Source organism: uncultured Mailhella sp. (assembly GCF_944324615.1).
In the GTDB taxonomy this organism is placed as follows: Bacteria; Desulfobacterota; Desulfovibrionia; order Desulfovibrionales; family Desulfovibrionaceae; genus Mailhella.
This window is the reverse complement of record NZ_CALUWY010000070.1, coordinates 1-14,028: the sequence shown is the minus strand read 5'-3', so window position 1 is coordinate 14,028 and position 14,028 is coordinate 1. Positions and strand designations below refer to the sequence as shown.

At 58.8% G+C, this 14,028-nt stretch carries 9 protein-coding genes and 1 CRISPR repeat array; of the genes, 6 read left to right on the top strand and 3 right to left on the bottom strand.

What is annotated here, in order from left to right:
- Window positions 1-570 precede the first annotated feature (570 nt).
- From Q0K07_RS11420 to Q0K07_RS13300, 3 genes are all read right to left on the bottom strand, one after another.
- On the bottom strand, window positions 571-1,536 hold the full coding sequence (locus tag Q0K07_RS11420) for a DUF362 domain-containing protein (protein ID WP_294559331.1): 966 nt from the start codon (window positions 1,534-1,536) through the stop codon (window positions 571-573).
- A gap of 445 nt (window positions 1,537-1,981) precedes the next feature.
- The gene (locus Q0K07_RS11415) at window positions 1,982-3,361 is read right to left on the bottom strand and encodes an MATE family efflux transporter (protein WP_294559330.1); all 1,380 of its coding nucleotides are present in this window, start codon (window positions 3,359-3,361) and stop codon (window positions 1,982-1,984) included.
- 455 nt (window positions 3,362-3,816) lie between these two features.
- A complete protein-coding gene (locus Q0K07_RS13300; RefSeq protein WP_367178897.1) occupies window positions 3,817-4,065 on the bottom strand; it encodes a helix-turn-helix domain-containing protein in 249 nt (82 codons plus the stop codon).
- Window positions 4,066-4,440: 375 nt separating this feature from the next.
- Between Q0K07_RS13300 and Q0K07_RS11405 the strand changes: the two genes are divergently transcribed.
- Genes Q0K07_RS11405 through cas1f form a run of 6 tightly spaced genes read left to right on the top strand, consistent with a single transcriptional unit; the run spans window position 4,441 to window position 12,294 of the window.
- Entirely contained in the window at window positions 4,441-7,653 is a 3,213-nt protein-coding gene (locus tag Q0K07_RS11405) for a CRISPR-associated endonuclease Cas3'' (protein ID WP_367178896.1), read from the top strand.
- A gap of 6 nt (window positions 7,654-7,659) precedes the next feature.
- A complete protein-coding gene (locus Q0K07_RS11400) occupies window positions 7,660-8,871 on the top strand; it encodes a hypothetical protein (RefSeq protein ID WP_294559324.1) in 1,212 nt (403 codons plus the stop codon).
- Window positions 8,868-9,701: a type I-F CRISPR-associated protein Csy2 gene (locus Q0K07_RS11395; protein WP_294559322.1), complete on the top strand. Its 834-nt coding sequence runs from the start codon at window positions 8,868-8,870 to the stop codon at window positions 9,699-9,701. Before Q0K07_RS11400 ends, Q0K07_RS11395 begins: the two co-directional genes overlap by 4 nt.
- Window positions 9,702-9,710: 9 nt before the next feature.
- Window positions 9,711-10,769, top strand: coding sequence for a type I-F CRISPR-associated protein Csy3 (gene csy3 / locus Q0K07_RS11390; RefSeq protein WP_294559320.1), 1,059 nt, complete (start codon window positions 9,711-9,713; stop codon window positions 10,767-10,769).
- Between the two features lie 2 nt (window positions 10,770-10,771).
- Window positions 10,772-11,353, top strand: coding sequence for a type I-F CRISPR-associated endoribonuclease Cas6/Csy4 (locus tag Q0K07_RS11385; RefSeq protein ID WP_294559318.1), 582 nt, complete (start codon window positions 10,772-10,774; stop codon window positions 11,351-11,353).
- Window positions 11,344-12,294 (top strand): type I-F CRISPR-associated endonuclease Cas1f, encoded by a 951-nt coding sequence (gene cas1f, locus Q0K07_RS11380; RefSeq protein WP_294559316.1) that lies wholly within the window; start codon window positions 11,344-11,346, stop codon window positions 12,292-12,294. Before Q0K07_RS11385 ends, cas1f begins: the two co-directional genes overlap by 10 nt.
- A 100-nt stretch (window positions 12,295-12,394) precedes the next feature.
- Window positions 12,395-13,983: a CRISPR direct-repeat array (repeat unit 28 nt; unit sequence GTTATCCGCCGCGCAGGCGGTTTAGAAG).
- Between the last annotated feature and the right edge of the window lie 45 nt (window positions 13,984-14,028).

Below are 14,028 nucleotides of genomic sequence, written 5' to 3'. Positions count from 1 at the left end.
ACAAGCACAGAGAGTTTTGGTGACATTTTATGCCCCTCAATGTGCTATAACTCATTGAAATATAATGGCGGTAGGCGTATGTAAAACGGCTTTCACGCCGTCAACGGCGGTTCAAATCCGCCTGGGGACGCCACACGGAATGTATGCGGCAGGAATGCTCTCGCTTTTGCGAAGAGATTCCTGCCGCTTTTCTGTTTAACGGCATTCAGCGGATACCGTGCTTTTTTTTGCGGTGTTTCGAGCGTATGCGGAAGCCGTCGTGCGAAAGGGCGGCCTGCACATCTTTTGCGGAAAGGCGCGGAACAGGCGGGAGCGATTTTTGCCGCTTGTTGCGGCCATGTTCTCATGAGGCGATGCCGCGAAAGAAGGGGAGAGAGCCGGAAGCCGTCCTGTGCGGTCGGCCTGCCCTGCGCGGCAGGCGGAATGTTTTGCTGGGGAAAGGTCCTTTTCAGGGAAAACAACGCTTTTTCCGGGGAAAAGCGTGGGGCAGGCCGCGCGTCCGCAGCATGTCCGGCTTCGTGACGGCCGGACAGGGTTTTCTGCTGCGCGCGTGCGACCTGCCCGTTCCGTTCAGCTTTTTTCCACGGTGACAAGCTCATACTGGTCGCTGCCCATGCCCAGTTCCTTCATATAGGAAAGCTGACGCAGACCGGAGCGGGATTCGATGCGTTCCACCATGTGGGCGCGGACATCTTCAGGCAGGGCATAGATCATGTCCACGGAAGCCTTGTCGATGGCGAGAATGTCCGTGGAGGCAAGAATGCCGAGATCCGGCAGGCGCACCGGTTCGGCGTTCACGCCCTCACAGTCGCAGCTGACGGACATGTTCCTGAGCACGTTGATGTAGGTGATGTGGTTGCCGAAATGGTCGGTGACGGCCTTGCCGCCTTCCACCATGCGTTCCATGAACCGGGGGCCTCCTGCCCAGGTCCGGTTCCCGTCGCGGTGAATCTGCAGCTTTCCCAGTTTCCCTGAGGCGCAGCCAATGGAAATATTCTTGAGCGATCCGCCGAAGCCGCCCATGGTATGCCCCTTGAAGTGGGTGAGCACGACCATGGAATCATAGTTCAGAAGATGGCTCCCCACGGCCACTTCCGTGAGCCATTGGCCGCCGCGGACAGGAAGCGGGGTGTCGCCGTCTTCATCCATGATGTCCACATCGGCAAATTCCGTCCAGCCGTTTTCTTCCAGCGTTCTGCGGTGCCCCTCCGTGGTCTGGCGGGGGCTTGCATAGAGCACGTTGCATTCTACGATGCGGGCGCCGGGAACCCGGGTCAGAAAGCTCCTTACCCATTCCCGGGGCAGAATGTTGGGGCCTCCCGGCTCTCCCGTATGCAGCTTGACGGCAATGTTGCCGGTGATGTGCTGATTGACCATGCCGTACAGCCTGAGCAGACCTTCGGCGCTGAGATCTCTGGTGAAATAAACCTTGGGGAGGGGAGAGGCGGCCCGGGCAAGGGCAGGCGCAAGGCCTGAGGCCACGGCCCCGGCGGCAAGGAGGCTCTGAGTGACGAAACGACGACGGGAAATGCTCATGCTGTTCCTCCGGAGGGCGTTTTTCACGGGAAAGGTCCCGCGAGGCGGAGGCGGCGACAAGGCCGCCTTTTTTCTTCTGGAAAACTGATTCTGCCCCTTATGGTAGGAAGAGCAAAGGGGAAGATAAAGATACGATTTTTGCAAAAAATTGCCTGATCGTGCCGGATGGAGGGGCTGTGTGGGCCGGAATATGCCCTGTGCAGGGAGCGCCGCACGGAAAAAGGCCTTTTCCCTTTGTCATGGAGCGGGCCGGGCGCTTTTTCCGGATCCGGGAGCCGCCTCAGGGGGGCGGACGTTTTTTGAGGAGACGGCCGGGGCGGCGGACGGGCGCGCCCCATGCAGAAAGGGGCGGTTCCATGATGTCTGGAACCGCCCCGGGAAGGATTGATGAGCTGTTTTCAGAGGTGGACGGAGGTGTTCCGGCGATGCAGCCGGAAAATGCCGCCTAAAAATCCAGAGGCTTGCAGTAGCCGCCTTCGGATCGTTCGGAGAAGAGCTTCTTCCTGATGAGGAAGTAGGCAATGAGCATGATGGCGCCGGTGATGGCCCAGGACACGGGGTAGACGGAGAGCAGCATTTCATAGGTGGGCACCATGCGGAATACCGTATAGACCCATACGATGCGCAGGAGGCAGGAACCGATGAGCGTGACGATGGCCGGAAGCATGGATATGCCCATGCCGCGCAGGGCCGCGCCGCTGATTTCGTAGGTGGCCGAAAGCCACTGCATGCTTTCCACGATGGAGACTCGCGTCACCGAATGGCGGATGACTTCCAGATCGCTGGTATAGAGCCCGGTGAACCATGCGGAACCGAGGGTGAAGATGAGGCAGGTGGCCCCGGAGAGCAGAATACCGCAGGCCATGGCCTCCCGGAAGATCTTACGGCAGCGGCTGAGGCGGCACATGGCGTAGTTCTGACTGGTGAAGGTCACGGTGGCCTGGCAGAATGCGTTGATGAAGAAGTAGGAGATGAACTCGAAGTTGATGGCGGTTGCGGAACCTGCCGCCGTGCTGGAGCCGAAGCCGTTGATGCCCGAAAGGATGCAGACGTTGGACAGGGAGAAGATCATGCCCTGAAGGCCTGCCGGGGCGCCGATCTTGATGACTCTGACAAGGTGCACCTTTGCTATGGAAAGCTTGCGTATGCTCAGGCGTATCAGATCATCTTCGGTCAGAAGAAAATACAGCACGAGGCCGGAACTTACGATATTGCCTGCCAGTGTGGCCAGGCCCACGCCGGCCACGCCCATGTTGAAGCCGAGTACGAAGATGAGGCTCAGGGTGACGTTGACCACGCCCGCCGCAATGAGGCTGTACATGGGTCTTTTGGTATCGCCCACACTTCGCAGCACTGCAGCCCCGAAGTTGTAGACCATGATGCACGGCATGCCCACAAAGTAGATGCGCAGGTACAGGACGGCCAGATCCATGACGTCTTCGGGCACATCCACCAGCGTCAGCATGAAGGGGGCGAGCAGCTGGCCGGCAAAGAGCAGGAAGAAGCCGCTCAGAATGGATACGGCCATGACGGTATGCACCGCCGACTGGCAGCCTTCCATATCCTCCCTGCCGACATATCGTGCAATGACCACGTTTGCCCCGACGGAAAGGCCGAGGAAGAGGTTGATGATCAGGTTGACGATGGGGCCGTTGCCGCCCACGGCAGCCATGGCCTGAGCACTGACGAAGTGGCCGACGACGGCGACATTCGCGGAAATAAACAACTGCTGCATGATGCTGCTCATGGCAATGGGCAGGGCAAACAGAATGAGTTTGCGCATCAGCGGGCCATGCAGCATGTCCACATGCTGGGAATGTCCCATGGTCTCCTCCGTGGCAAGGGGGTGTTTTTCGTGAATCGGGTGGTATTGATGACAGAAACGTATCATTTTCCTGTGGCATGTCCAGCACCTGAACGGGGCGCTTCAGCATACGCAAGTGCGCGCCATGCGTGACAAAAGTACGGACAAAGGGGGAAGCTCGCGGCAGTTTTGCCGGAAAACGGCGCGGCGGAAGAAAAGCGGCGCTGCAACGGGTATGCAGAAAGCTCTCCGCCTTCTCAGGCGGACGGAAAGGAGACAGTCTTCCGGGGAGATGATGCGTGTTTCAGAGCGTCGGAGCGCGGGAAGCGGAGAGTATTCCGTACTCCCTGCGTACCGTCACTTTTTGTGGGCGGGAAAGCCTGCTGCAGAAAGAGGCGTGTTCCTTTTCTCCGGGGGAAGAGCTTCCCCGGCGGATGTTCGGAGTATCGGGAGGGAGAACGGAACCGGATTGCCGCTTATTTTTTTCTGCAGGTCATTTCTTCCTGAATTTTTCTGACGAACTCAAAAGGCTCCATGCCCAGAGCATGGGACAGGGCAAAGATGATGGCGAGGCTGACGCAGCGCTTTCCGCCTTCAATGCCGACAATGTAGACCCGTTGCAGCCCGGCCTGATCGGCCAGGGCCTGCTGGGTGAGTTGCCTTTTCCGGCGTTCACGGAGAAGAACGGCGCCGATGGCCGACTGAAGCAGGGGATTCGATTCCATACCTGATAGATAACTGGAACATTGAATAAAAATGTATATGAAAGTACACTTATTAACATATTGCCTTTACCTGCAGAAGATTTTCACCGGCATGGGGAAAGAAAGGCAGGAGGTTCCGGAAAGCGGCACAGCCATGAAGAGCCGGAAGACATGGGGCGGGAGAACATGGGAAAGCTCTGTGGAAGGTTCAGGGAAGGCAGGAGGGAAGTTGCAGCGCAGCTTCATATACGGAGCTGCGTTTTCCTTGAGGAGGGAGGTGCATGACGCCGGGCAGGGGGCTGTGCCGGAACAGCGCCTTTCTGCCGCGGCTGAAATTCTGTATAGGACTGGCAGGAACAGTTTTTCAGATACCGTCAGACAAAGAGAGGCGGAAGCGTGCATGTTGTCTTTATTTCCGCGTGCTGCAGAAGGGCTGTGCGCCGGACTCGCCGCATACTGGACAGTTATGCGGTGAGGGCCGGGGAGCGGTGCTGGCTTTCCCCCATGACGGAGGAAGGGCTTCAGCAGGTGCGCACAGCGCTTGCAGCAGGAGCCACACGGCAGACGGCCGTGGCCTGCTACAGAAACGACGGCGGGCGGTGCATGAAGCTGCTCTGGGTTGTGGGTTCACGCCGGAGCTTTGGCCCGGAAGGGCGTTTCCCCGTGGGGCGGCGCAGAAAAAAGACGCCTGTCGATCTGCCCGAATGGGTGAGGATTGCGGCGCTTCTGGTGCGCCTTGCCGGCCTGCTTCACGACCTCGGTAAGGGCTCATGCAAGTTTCAGAAAAAGCTGCGGGGGCTTGCGGAAAGGTCGGACGCCGTGCGCCATGAGTGGATTTCCCGCATGCTGTGGGAAGGCCTGCGTGCGGGAGCTTCCTGGGATGAGGCATGGGAGGCGCTGGGGCGGATGCGCTGCACGGAAACGCGCCTCGGGGAAAGGACGATCTGCAATGCCTCGCGCTACGGCATTGCTTCGGCCTGGGAATGTCTGGATGCGCTCATTGCCCTGCATCACGGACTTTTTTCTTCGGAACTGCCGTCCCCGGAAGGCAGGCTGGTGCGGAAGGACGGACTCCTTTCCCGGAATGCGCGGGAAGAGCTGTTCCACCCCTGGGCGGAGGTGGATGCCTCTCTGCTGGAGGCGGTGCGTCGTCTGTACCGCCGGCTGGAACCCATGGTGGAGCGCCGCAGCGGGGAAGAACATACGCCCTACTGGCGCGCGCTTTTTCTTTACGCCCGTGCCGCGCTGATTTTTGCGGATCATACCGTATCGGCCATGGATATGCCCCCGGCTCCGGTGCAGGAGGGCCTGTTTGCCAACACGGCAAGGGGCGGCGCCGCTTTGAAGCAGCCTCTGGAGCAGCATGTGCGCATGGTGTCGGAACGGGCTTCGGACGTGCTCCGGCGCATGGTGCAGCTTGCACGGCAGCCGGAAAGGGAGCTGGACGGGCTTTCCCCCTGTGCGCTGGAGGCTGTGCTGCGGCCTTCCGGCCCCGGGCGTTTTGCCTGGCAGGATGCCGCCGCCGATGCCTGCATGCGCGCAAGGGAGGCGTATCCGGAAAGCGGGGTGCTGCTGTTCGACATGGCGGGTACCGGCAGCGGAAAGACACGCATGAACGTGCGCGCGGCCTGCCTTCTTTCCCGCATGGGGGAACCGCGTCTGTCCATAGCGCTGAACCTTCGCACGCTGACGCTGCAGACCGGCGCGGCTCTGGAAAAGCAGCTCGGCATAAGCACGGAAGATATGGCCACGGTGGTGGGGGATGCGGTAAGCCGCGCTCTTTTCCTGGCCGCGGAGAGGGAGGAACAGAACGGGAACTGGGCGGATGACGACGGCAATCCCGGGGAAGTGGAGGCCTCCACCTCAGGCGGGCACTGGGTACTTCCTCCGTGGCTGGAGGCGTTTTTTCCCAGAGCGCAGGAACGGCGCGTCATGGGAGCGCCTCTGCTTGTTTCCACCATTGATTACCTTGTCGCCGCCGGTGAGCCGCACCTGCAGGGGCACCATGTCAAGGCGCTGCTCCGCCTCATGAGTGCGGATCTGGTGCTCGACGAAGTGGATTCCTATGAGCCGGAAGCGCTGGTGGCCGTGCTCCGGCTGGTGCAGTGGAGCGCCTTTTTCGGGCGTAACGTGATCTGCTCCACAGCCACGCTGTCCCGGCCCGTGGCAGAGGCCGTGGAGGAAGCGTACGCCTCCGGTGCGGAACTGGCACGGGAACTGAAGGGCGGCTCCCGGGAAGGGACGCTGTATGTAAGAATATATGTGGACGATATGCTTGCGCCGGAAACAAGGGCCTTTTCCGCCGCGTCCGGTTCCCGGGAAAGGGGAGAGATGGCGGGGCGGGACTATGAAAACCGTGTTCAGGCGCAGCTTGAGGCCCTGCGCCGCAGAGAGACCTGTCGCCTGGCGAGGCTCTGCCGTGTGGAAGAGCGGGAAGATGGATGGCGCGAAGCAGTACTGCATGCCGTGCGTGACCTGCATGCCGCCCATGCCCTTGAAGATGAACGCACCGGCACGCGCTATTCCTTCGGACTGGTTCGTGTGGCCAATATCGCCACGGCGGTGGATACGGCAAGATTTCTTGCCGGGGCGCTGCCCTGCGCGCGTGTGGCCTGCTATCATGGGAACGACTGGAAAATCGCCCGCTTTCATAAGGAAAGGAGGCTGGATGTGCTGCTTTCCCGTGCCGGAGGAGAACGGCATATCACGGAGGATGCGGAAATTCATGCTCTTTTGAGTCAGGCCTCGGACAAGCAGGAGGGGGTTTCTTTTATCGTGGTGGCCACGCCTGTGGAGGAGGTGGGGCGCGACCACGATTTCGACTGGGCCGTGATTGATGTTTCCAGCGCGCAGTCGCTGGTGCAGACTGCGGGCCGTGTCAACCGGCACCGCTGTCTTCCCTGCCGCACGCCCAACATTGCCGTGCTGCAGTTCAACTGGCGACACTGCCATAATGCGGAACGGGGAATGCTCAGGCTCCCCGCCTTCTGCCTGCCGGGGTATGAACGGGCGGGCAGAAAGGGGAGGTATGAAACGCATGATCTGGAAAAGCTGCTTCCGTGGAGCGGAGAAGAGCTTCCCGTTTCTGCCGCGTTGCGCCTTGATACGGAACGCTGTGCTCTGGCGCGGAGAGACGACAGAGCCGTGACGGAACGCCTGCGGGAATATTTTGCCCCGGAAGGAGAGGGGGAAGGGCTTTTTTCCTGCGGCATGGTTCCGGCGCAGCTTCTTTCCGACAGAATCTATAAGGATACGCCGCTTCGTGAACAGAGCGGGAGCCGGAGCGTGTGGAGAGTGCGCGAGGATGAAGACGGGCGGGCCGTGTTTGAGGAACTTGTCGTCTGTGGCGGATCCAGGGGCGTGAGGGAAGAGTGGGTGGAGCGAGACGAGCGTTTCTGGCGCACGGTACCTTCCGCTCCCCATGCCTGGCTGGGACTGAGTGTTGAAGAAATGAGCCTTGTTTGTGAAAAAACAGGTATACAGAAAGAAAAATCTATGATAGTGGAGTTACAAAGCTATGAAAATGGAAATATTAATGAAGGGAAACCTGTGGTGTGGGAATATGACGGAGTATTCGGCATAAAGAGATGTTCAACGAACATGGAGTGAAAAGCCATGGATGATGTCGATGTAACAGAGCGTAATGACGCACAGAAAAAGCAGAAAGCGGAAAAATGGAAATCCTGTCCGGCGGAAGAATATGCCGCTGTGGCTTCCGCTCTGCTGCATTTCAGTTCCAAGACGGTGAATTCCAATACACGTCTTGCGGGCGTGCGCCTTGCAGAGGAAAAGGCCTGGGATGCCCCCTATGTTTCCGCGCGTACGCTCATGTCCCGAGGGGTGCGCCTTTCGCTGGATTACGGGGAAGGCGGGGCAAAAACCGCCGGTGTTTACAAGCAGATACGCATGGTGCTGAACGAGGAGGAAGGCGCGAAGCAGGCTTCTGCTGAAGAAAAGCGCGTCATCCGGGAAGCGGTGGAAAAGGCATATGGGCAGGGCTTTGCCACGGGAACGGAGTTTGTGGATCATCGTCTGCGCCAGGTGCTTGTTCCCCGGAACGGTGTGGAGGGGGGGTACGTTTCCATGACCCCCGTCACGTCCGGCGGCTTGTGTGAACTTTTGTGCGCTGCAGGGGAAGGGCTGGTCCCCCGGCATAATGAACACGTTGCGGAAGAAAGAAAGAGCGCGGAGGCGCAGGGAAAAAAGGCCGTGCTCCGGCGCATACGGCAGGGGCAGTTCGGCATAGGCGGTTCCAACCCGCAGAATATCGGCGGGCTGGTGCGCTCCATGCAGAAGCCCCTGTTCATGGATGCTCCGCGCGCCGCCTTCGGCATAAAGGAGGCGTTCTTTCTGTATCATCACGGTCTGCCGCTGGATTTTTCCCGCCCCGGTCCCATGCGGGAGAGTCTTCTTGCCTATGCCGGGTTCCGCACGCGATACGGCCTGGACAGTGAGAAAGGGCAGGAAGGGCGCAGCCGCCTTGCGGTGAGACAGGAAGAGGAACGGCTTCTGGGGGCGCTGGCGGAGTCCGTGCTTTCGGCCGGGGAGGATGCGCGTGATCTGCTTTGGGAATGTGCCGACAGCCTGCCGGAGCGTTTTGATGCAAGGACGGGGCGGCGTATTCTCGTTGCGGAATCCGTGGCCTCGCAGGCGGTGGGCGGTCTGCTGGAGCCGGAACTTCGCGATGCAACCTGGCCCCGCCGTATGGCGCTGGCCGTGATGGATGCCGTGGAAAGGGCGGAGTTTCACGACGGAGTGCGGATGCTGGTACTTGATCTTACGGCGAGTGCAACCGCAGCCTCCATACTGGAGGAGAGTTTTCGATGAAGTATCTTGTGGTTCCCCGCATGCGCGTGCAGGCCGCCAATATGATGGGGGCTTCCTTTCTTATGGGCGGCCCGCCGCTGTGTGCGGCATACGGGCTTGGTGAGGCATTGTGCCACCATGCAGGCGGCGGCGCGAAGGTGACGGGCGTGGCCCTGATCCATCACGACCGCGAGGCTCTGGGGCAGAGTTTTTATGGCGTTTTTTCGCCGCAGCAGAGAAGGGGCGCGGCCTTTACCTTTGGAAAGTCGTCCAGAGGTAGTGATTATTCTTCAAAAAATGAACATGCGCTTTCCCTTCAGCCCGTTGCCTGTGCGCATATGAGCGTAAGCGTGGTATGGGAGCTGGAACAGATGGCCGACATGCACGCGGCGGAAGCGTTTCTGCATGGCGCGCGTTTTGCAGGAGGCGACATCGTACGCCACGGCCCTGTCTATGAATGCAGGAGCATGGAAGAGGCCCTGCGCGGAATAGGCGGCGGGTATGTGCTGACGGATCGCAGAGATCTTCTGGAAAACAGGCAGAAGGATCAGGCTTCGCTCATGGTGGAGGCTCTGGGTGAGGTTCCGGATGCGGAAAAAGGGAACAGCTGGCTTGCCGCGGCCTGCGTGGGCTATGCCGCGGTAACGCCTTTTGAACACCGGTCGGGGGTCAGAAACGGTTTTCTGCACGCCTTTGCCGAGCCTCTTGTGGGTATGGTTCAGTATTGTTCGTTGAGAACATGGCTGAGAGAGCATGATGCGGAAGAAGCCCTGTGGCGTCCGGTATGGCCGGAAGATGCGGGCGATGTGTTTGTGTTGCGTCAGGATACGGAAGAATCAGTCGACTGGTAAGGAGATACTATGGCTGCCATGAAGAAACTTCCCGGCGTGCTGTCGTTTCAGCGCTGCCTTGTGATGACGGACGGACTTTTTTACAGCGAGATGAAGGACGGAAGCGTCGTTCCCCTGCCGGTGATGCGGCACGGCATACGCGGCACGCAGAACCTGAACAAGGCGAGCCGGGAAGGGACGGAGACTGCCGCCAGTGCAAAGCGCGAAGAAGTGTCCAATATTCAGACTACGGACAGCGCCAAAACTGCCGCCGGAGCCGTTGCCGCACAGGTGCGTTTTTCTCTCCGCGGTGTGGATGTGAACAAGGCGCTTTTTGCCTGCGCTCCCGGTCAGAAAGATGACATGAAGGAAATAGCGGCGTTCAAGAAGAGCATTCAGGCCTTTCTGGCAAAAGCCGTGGAAGGCGGAGGGCTGGATGCGCTGGCGTTGCGCTATGCCCGCAATATTGCCAACGGGCGCTTTCTGTGGCGCAACCGTGCAGTGGCGGCGGCAGTTGCCGTGCGTGTGGATATGCCCGACGGCACATCCTGCACCTTCGATGCGCTCAAGGTCCCCTTCCGCAGTTTTTCCGATTTCAGTGAAGAGGAACAGAAGGTGGCCTCGGTGCTGGCCCGCGGCTGGAAGGGAGAACCCGGTGCGGTTCTGCAGGTGACGGCCCGCATGGATTTCGGCATGGAAGGCCCGGTGGAGGTGTTTCCGTCCCAGAATTATCTGGAAAACAAAGCCCGTGGTTTTGCCCGTCCTCTGTACTGCGTGGGCTCTACCCCCGAAGGGCAGGATAGGCACAGCGTGCGCATCATGGGGCAGGCCGCTCTGCGCGACCAGAAAATAGGCAACGCGTTGCGGACCATAGACACATGGTATCCCGGATTTTCCGGGAGAGATATTCCCATTCCTGTGGAGCCCAACGGCGCAAGCCTGGATGCCCAGCTGTTTTTCCGCAATAAGGGTGAAGCCTCAGGCTTCAAACTGCTGCTGCGCGTGGCGGAGCTGGATCCTTCTTCGGACGAAGGGCAGTTTCTGCTGGCCTGCCTTATCCGCGGCGGCGTATTTTCCGGGAGCGATTAGACATGAAACCCTTATGGTACTGTACCATGGCCCCTCTTGCAGAGGGGGAGGATTCCGGCATGAGTGCGGCCTTCATGCGGGGCCGCATGCTGGCCTGCCTGCACGGCATTTTTGCCGGAAAAAACGGCGCCTTTGCCGTGGCCGTACCCGAGCCGGGCAGTCCTGCGGAACGGGGCGGACTGCTGCGGGTGTTCGCCTCCACCTGCGAAGATCTGGAATGGCTGCGGCAGAAGCTTGCCGCCTCGCCGTGGTTCCGGGACTACGCGCACTGCTCCCTTCCCTGTGCGGTTGCAGAAGACTTTTCCGGCACATGGTTCAGCTATTCAAGGTTCCGCATTCCCACGCTGTCCACCGACAGGCACGAAGGGGAGGAACACGGGCGGCTGCGGGCAAGGCGCATGAAACAGGCAAAAGAGGAAGCGCTGGTGTATTTCATTCTCAGAAGCGGCAGCAACGGAAGCCGTTTTTCCCTGCATGTCCGGCGTATGCAGGGTGAAGCTCCCGAAGGAGAATGTGAACCCAACGGCTATGGTCTCTGCGGTGCACAGCGGTGCTTCTGCCTGCCGGAACTGCCATGGCAATGAAAGGCAGAACGGAACCTCGCCCGCTCATGCTTTCCAAAAGGGCCAATGTCTTTTACCTGGAGCATGCGCGGGTGATGCAGCAGGATGAGCGGGTTGTCTATATCACGGACGACGGCGGGGAATTTGAACAGTTGTTCAATATTCCGGAACGCAATACCGCCTTCCTGCTGCTGGGGAAGGGAACATCCATTACCGATGCCGCCATGCGCCGCCTTGCGGCATCGCAGGTGGTGGTGGGCTTTTGCGGTTCGGGCGGTTCCCCTCTCCTGGGTGCGGTCGATCCGGTCTTCCTTGTACCGCAAAGCGAGTACAGGCCGACGCAGTATATGCAGATGTGGAGTGCGCGCTGGTTCCAGGAAGAAAAGCGCCTGGAACTGGCCCGTCATTTTCTGAAGGAAAGAGTGCGCCTGGCGGCGGAAGCCTGGGAGAATAATGCCCACCTGGCACGACTCGGTATCACCATTCCAGAAGAGCTTCGGCAGCGCTTTTTTTCGGAGCTGGACAGCGCGGAAGGGACGCAGGAGCTTCTGCTGGTGGAAGCGCGCTGGGCCAGACAACTGTATGCCGAACTTGCCCGGGGGCATGGTTTCCCGTTTAAACGGGAGGAAGGCCGGAGAGCTTCTTCCTCGTTGGCGGATATCTGTAACGGTTTTCTGGATCACGGCAATTATATAGCCTACGGCTATGCTTCGGTGGTCCTTTGCGGGCTGGGCATCAGCTTTGCCATGCCGGTGCTGCACGGCAAGACACGTCGTGGCGCGCTGGTGTTCGATCTGGCGGACCTGATCAAGGATGCCTGGGTGATGCCTCTGGCCTTTGAATGTGCCGGGGAGGGCACGGCGGCACAGCAGTTCCGCCAGCGACTTATTGAAACGTGTCAGGAAAGGGAGGTGCTGGACTTTCTTTTTGACTTCATGGAAGATGCCTGTAAAAAAGAATAACGATATAAAGAGGATACGTTTCCCTTTGCAAAAGGAAGTATATCGGGAAGAATGTTTTTCAATATATTGAAATAACAGTGTTTTTTATTCGGCACGTCTGGTTATCCGCCGCGCAGGCGGTTTAGAAGATTCACCACACTTGACGGCCGTTGACATATTGGTTATCCGCCGCGCAGGCGGTTTAGAAGACATTGGAAAGCGTTATACATCCCGAGATATAGTTATCCGCCGCGCAGGCGGTTTAGAAGCGACGGGCAAAATTTTGGTTCGTGGCCGTGACAGTTATCCGCCGCGCAGGCGGTTTAGAAGTTTTCGGAATAGGTCCTGAGGATTTGGATCCCGTTATCCGCCGCGCAGGCGGTTTAGAAGATAATCGCCGCCATAAGACTGGACAGGCGAGAGTTATCCGCCGCGCAGGCGGTTTAGAAGCACACCTTGGCAAGTGTGTCTCTCGGCAGGCTGTTATCCGCCGCGCAGGCGGTTTAGAAGAGATAAGGCGGAAAAACATCCGTCAACAATGTGTTATCCGCCGCGCAGGCGGTTTAGAAGTTCAATCTCACGCCTTGAACGTGAGGGAGAGTGTTATCCGCCGCGCAGGCGGTTTAGAAGATCGGAGCAAGGCCCCGTTGGCAAGGTCAGAAGTTATCCGCCGCGCAGGCGGTTTAGAAGTTTCTGCCGGAAACTCGAAAAAGTGTCAAGAGGTTATCCGCCGCGCAGGCGGTTTAGAAGGTTGCCATGAAAGGAGACTACTCCGTTATCAAGTTATCCGCCGCGCAGGCGGTTTAGAAGTGCCGACGACTACTGCGGCAGGACGGTGAAGTGTTATCCGCCGCGCAGGCGGTTTAGAAGTGCACGGGCACAATAGTCAATAGCCGCATGCAGTTATCCGCCGCGCAGGCGGTTTAGAAGGACGTGCTCAAAGTCACGGGTTTTCCGCCGCGGTTATCCGCCGCGCAGGCGGTTTAGAAGTTGAACGTGAGGGAGAGTTGGCTATGCGCAATGTTATCCGCCGCGCAGGCGGTTTAGAAGTAGAAGCGTTCTGAGGCCATTTCAGGCACGTTGTTATCCGCCGCGCAGGCGGTTTAGAAGGATGGTCGCTCCTGTGATGCATCCTTGCTATAGTTATCCGCCGCGCAGGCGGTTTAGAAGAACAGACGAAAAATCCCTTTCATTGATTTCATGTTATCCGCCGCGCAGGCGGTTTAGAAGTCCGGAGTGATACTCTAGCAGAGGAACGGAGAGTTATCCGCCGCGCAGGCGGTTTAGAAGATAAAACCTCCTTTTTTTTCGTGAAAGGATACGTTATCCGCCGCGCAGGCGGTTTAGAAGATATTGAATAGAGAGGAACTCTAAGTAATTCTGTTATCCGCCGCGCAGGCGGTTTAGAAGATTTGAGAGTCGTTTTTGTCTTTACCTGATACGTTATCCGCCGCGCAGGCGGTTTAGAAGACAATGTCCCATAGAAAGACGCGCGACTTTGAGTTATCCGCCGCGCAGGCGGTTTAGAAGCTCTCCAAGCCCAAGCCCAAATATTTCTAACTGTTATCCGCCGCGCAGGCGGTTTAGAAGCGCAAAATGCGGCCGTGCTTGCGTGTGAGTTAGTTATCCGCCGCGCAGGCGGTTTAGAAGGCATTGCAACGCATGGCGGTATTGAACCGAAAGTTATCCGCCGCGCAGGCGGTTTAGAAGGCATTGCAACGCATGGCTACGGAAGAGCAAACGTCTGCAGCCGCG

Excerpts from the sequence above, each read along its gene's own strand:
- Q0K07_RS11420 (WP_294559331.1), bottom strand. The coding sequence starts at position 1,536 with ATGAGCATTTCCCGTCGTCGTTTCGTCACTCAGAGCCTCCTTGCCGCC.
- Q0K07_RS11415 (WP_294559330.1), bottom strand. The coding sequence starts at position 3,361 with ATGGGACATTCCCAGCATGTGGACATGCTGCATGGCCCGCTGATGCGC.
- Q0K07_RS13300 (WP_367178897.1), bottom strand. The coding sequence starts at position 4,065 with ATGGAATCGAATCCCCTGCTTCAGTCGGCCATCGGCGCCGTTCTTCTC.
- Q0K07_RS11400 (WP_294559324.1), top strand. The coding sequence starts at position 7,660 with ATGGATGATGTCGATGTAACAGAGCGTAATGACGCACAGAAAAAGCAG.
- Q0K07_RS11395 (WP_294559322.1), top strand. The coding sequence starts at position 8,868 with ATGAAGTATCTTGTGGTTCCCCGCATGCGCGTGCAGGCCGCCAATATG.
- csy3 (WP_294559320.1), top strand. The coding sequence starts at position 9,711 with ATGGCTGCCATGAAGAAACTTCCCGGCGTGCTGTCGTTTCAGCGCTGC.
- Q0K07_RS11385 (WP_294559318.1), top strand. The coding sequence starts at position 10,772 with ATGAAACCCTTATGGTACTGTACCATGGCCCCTCTTGCAGAGGGGGAG.
- cas1f (WP_294559316.1), top strand. The coding sequence starts at position 11,344 with ATGGCAATGAAAGGCAGAACGGAACCTCGCCCGCTCATGCTTTCCAAA.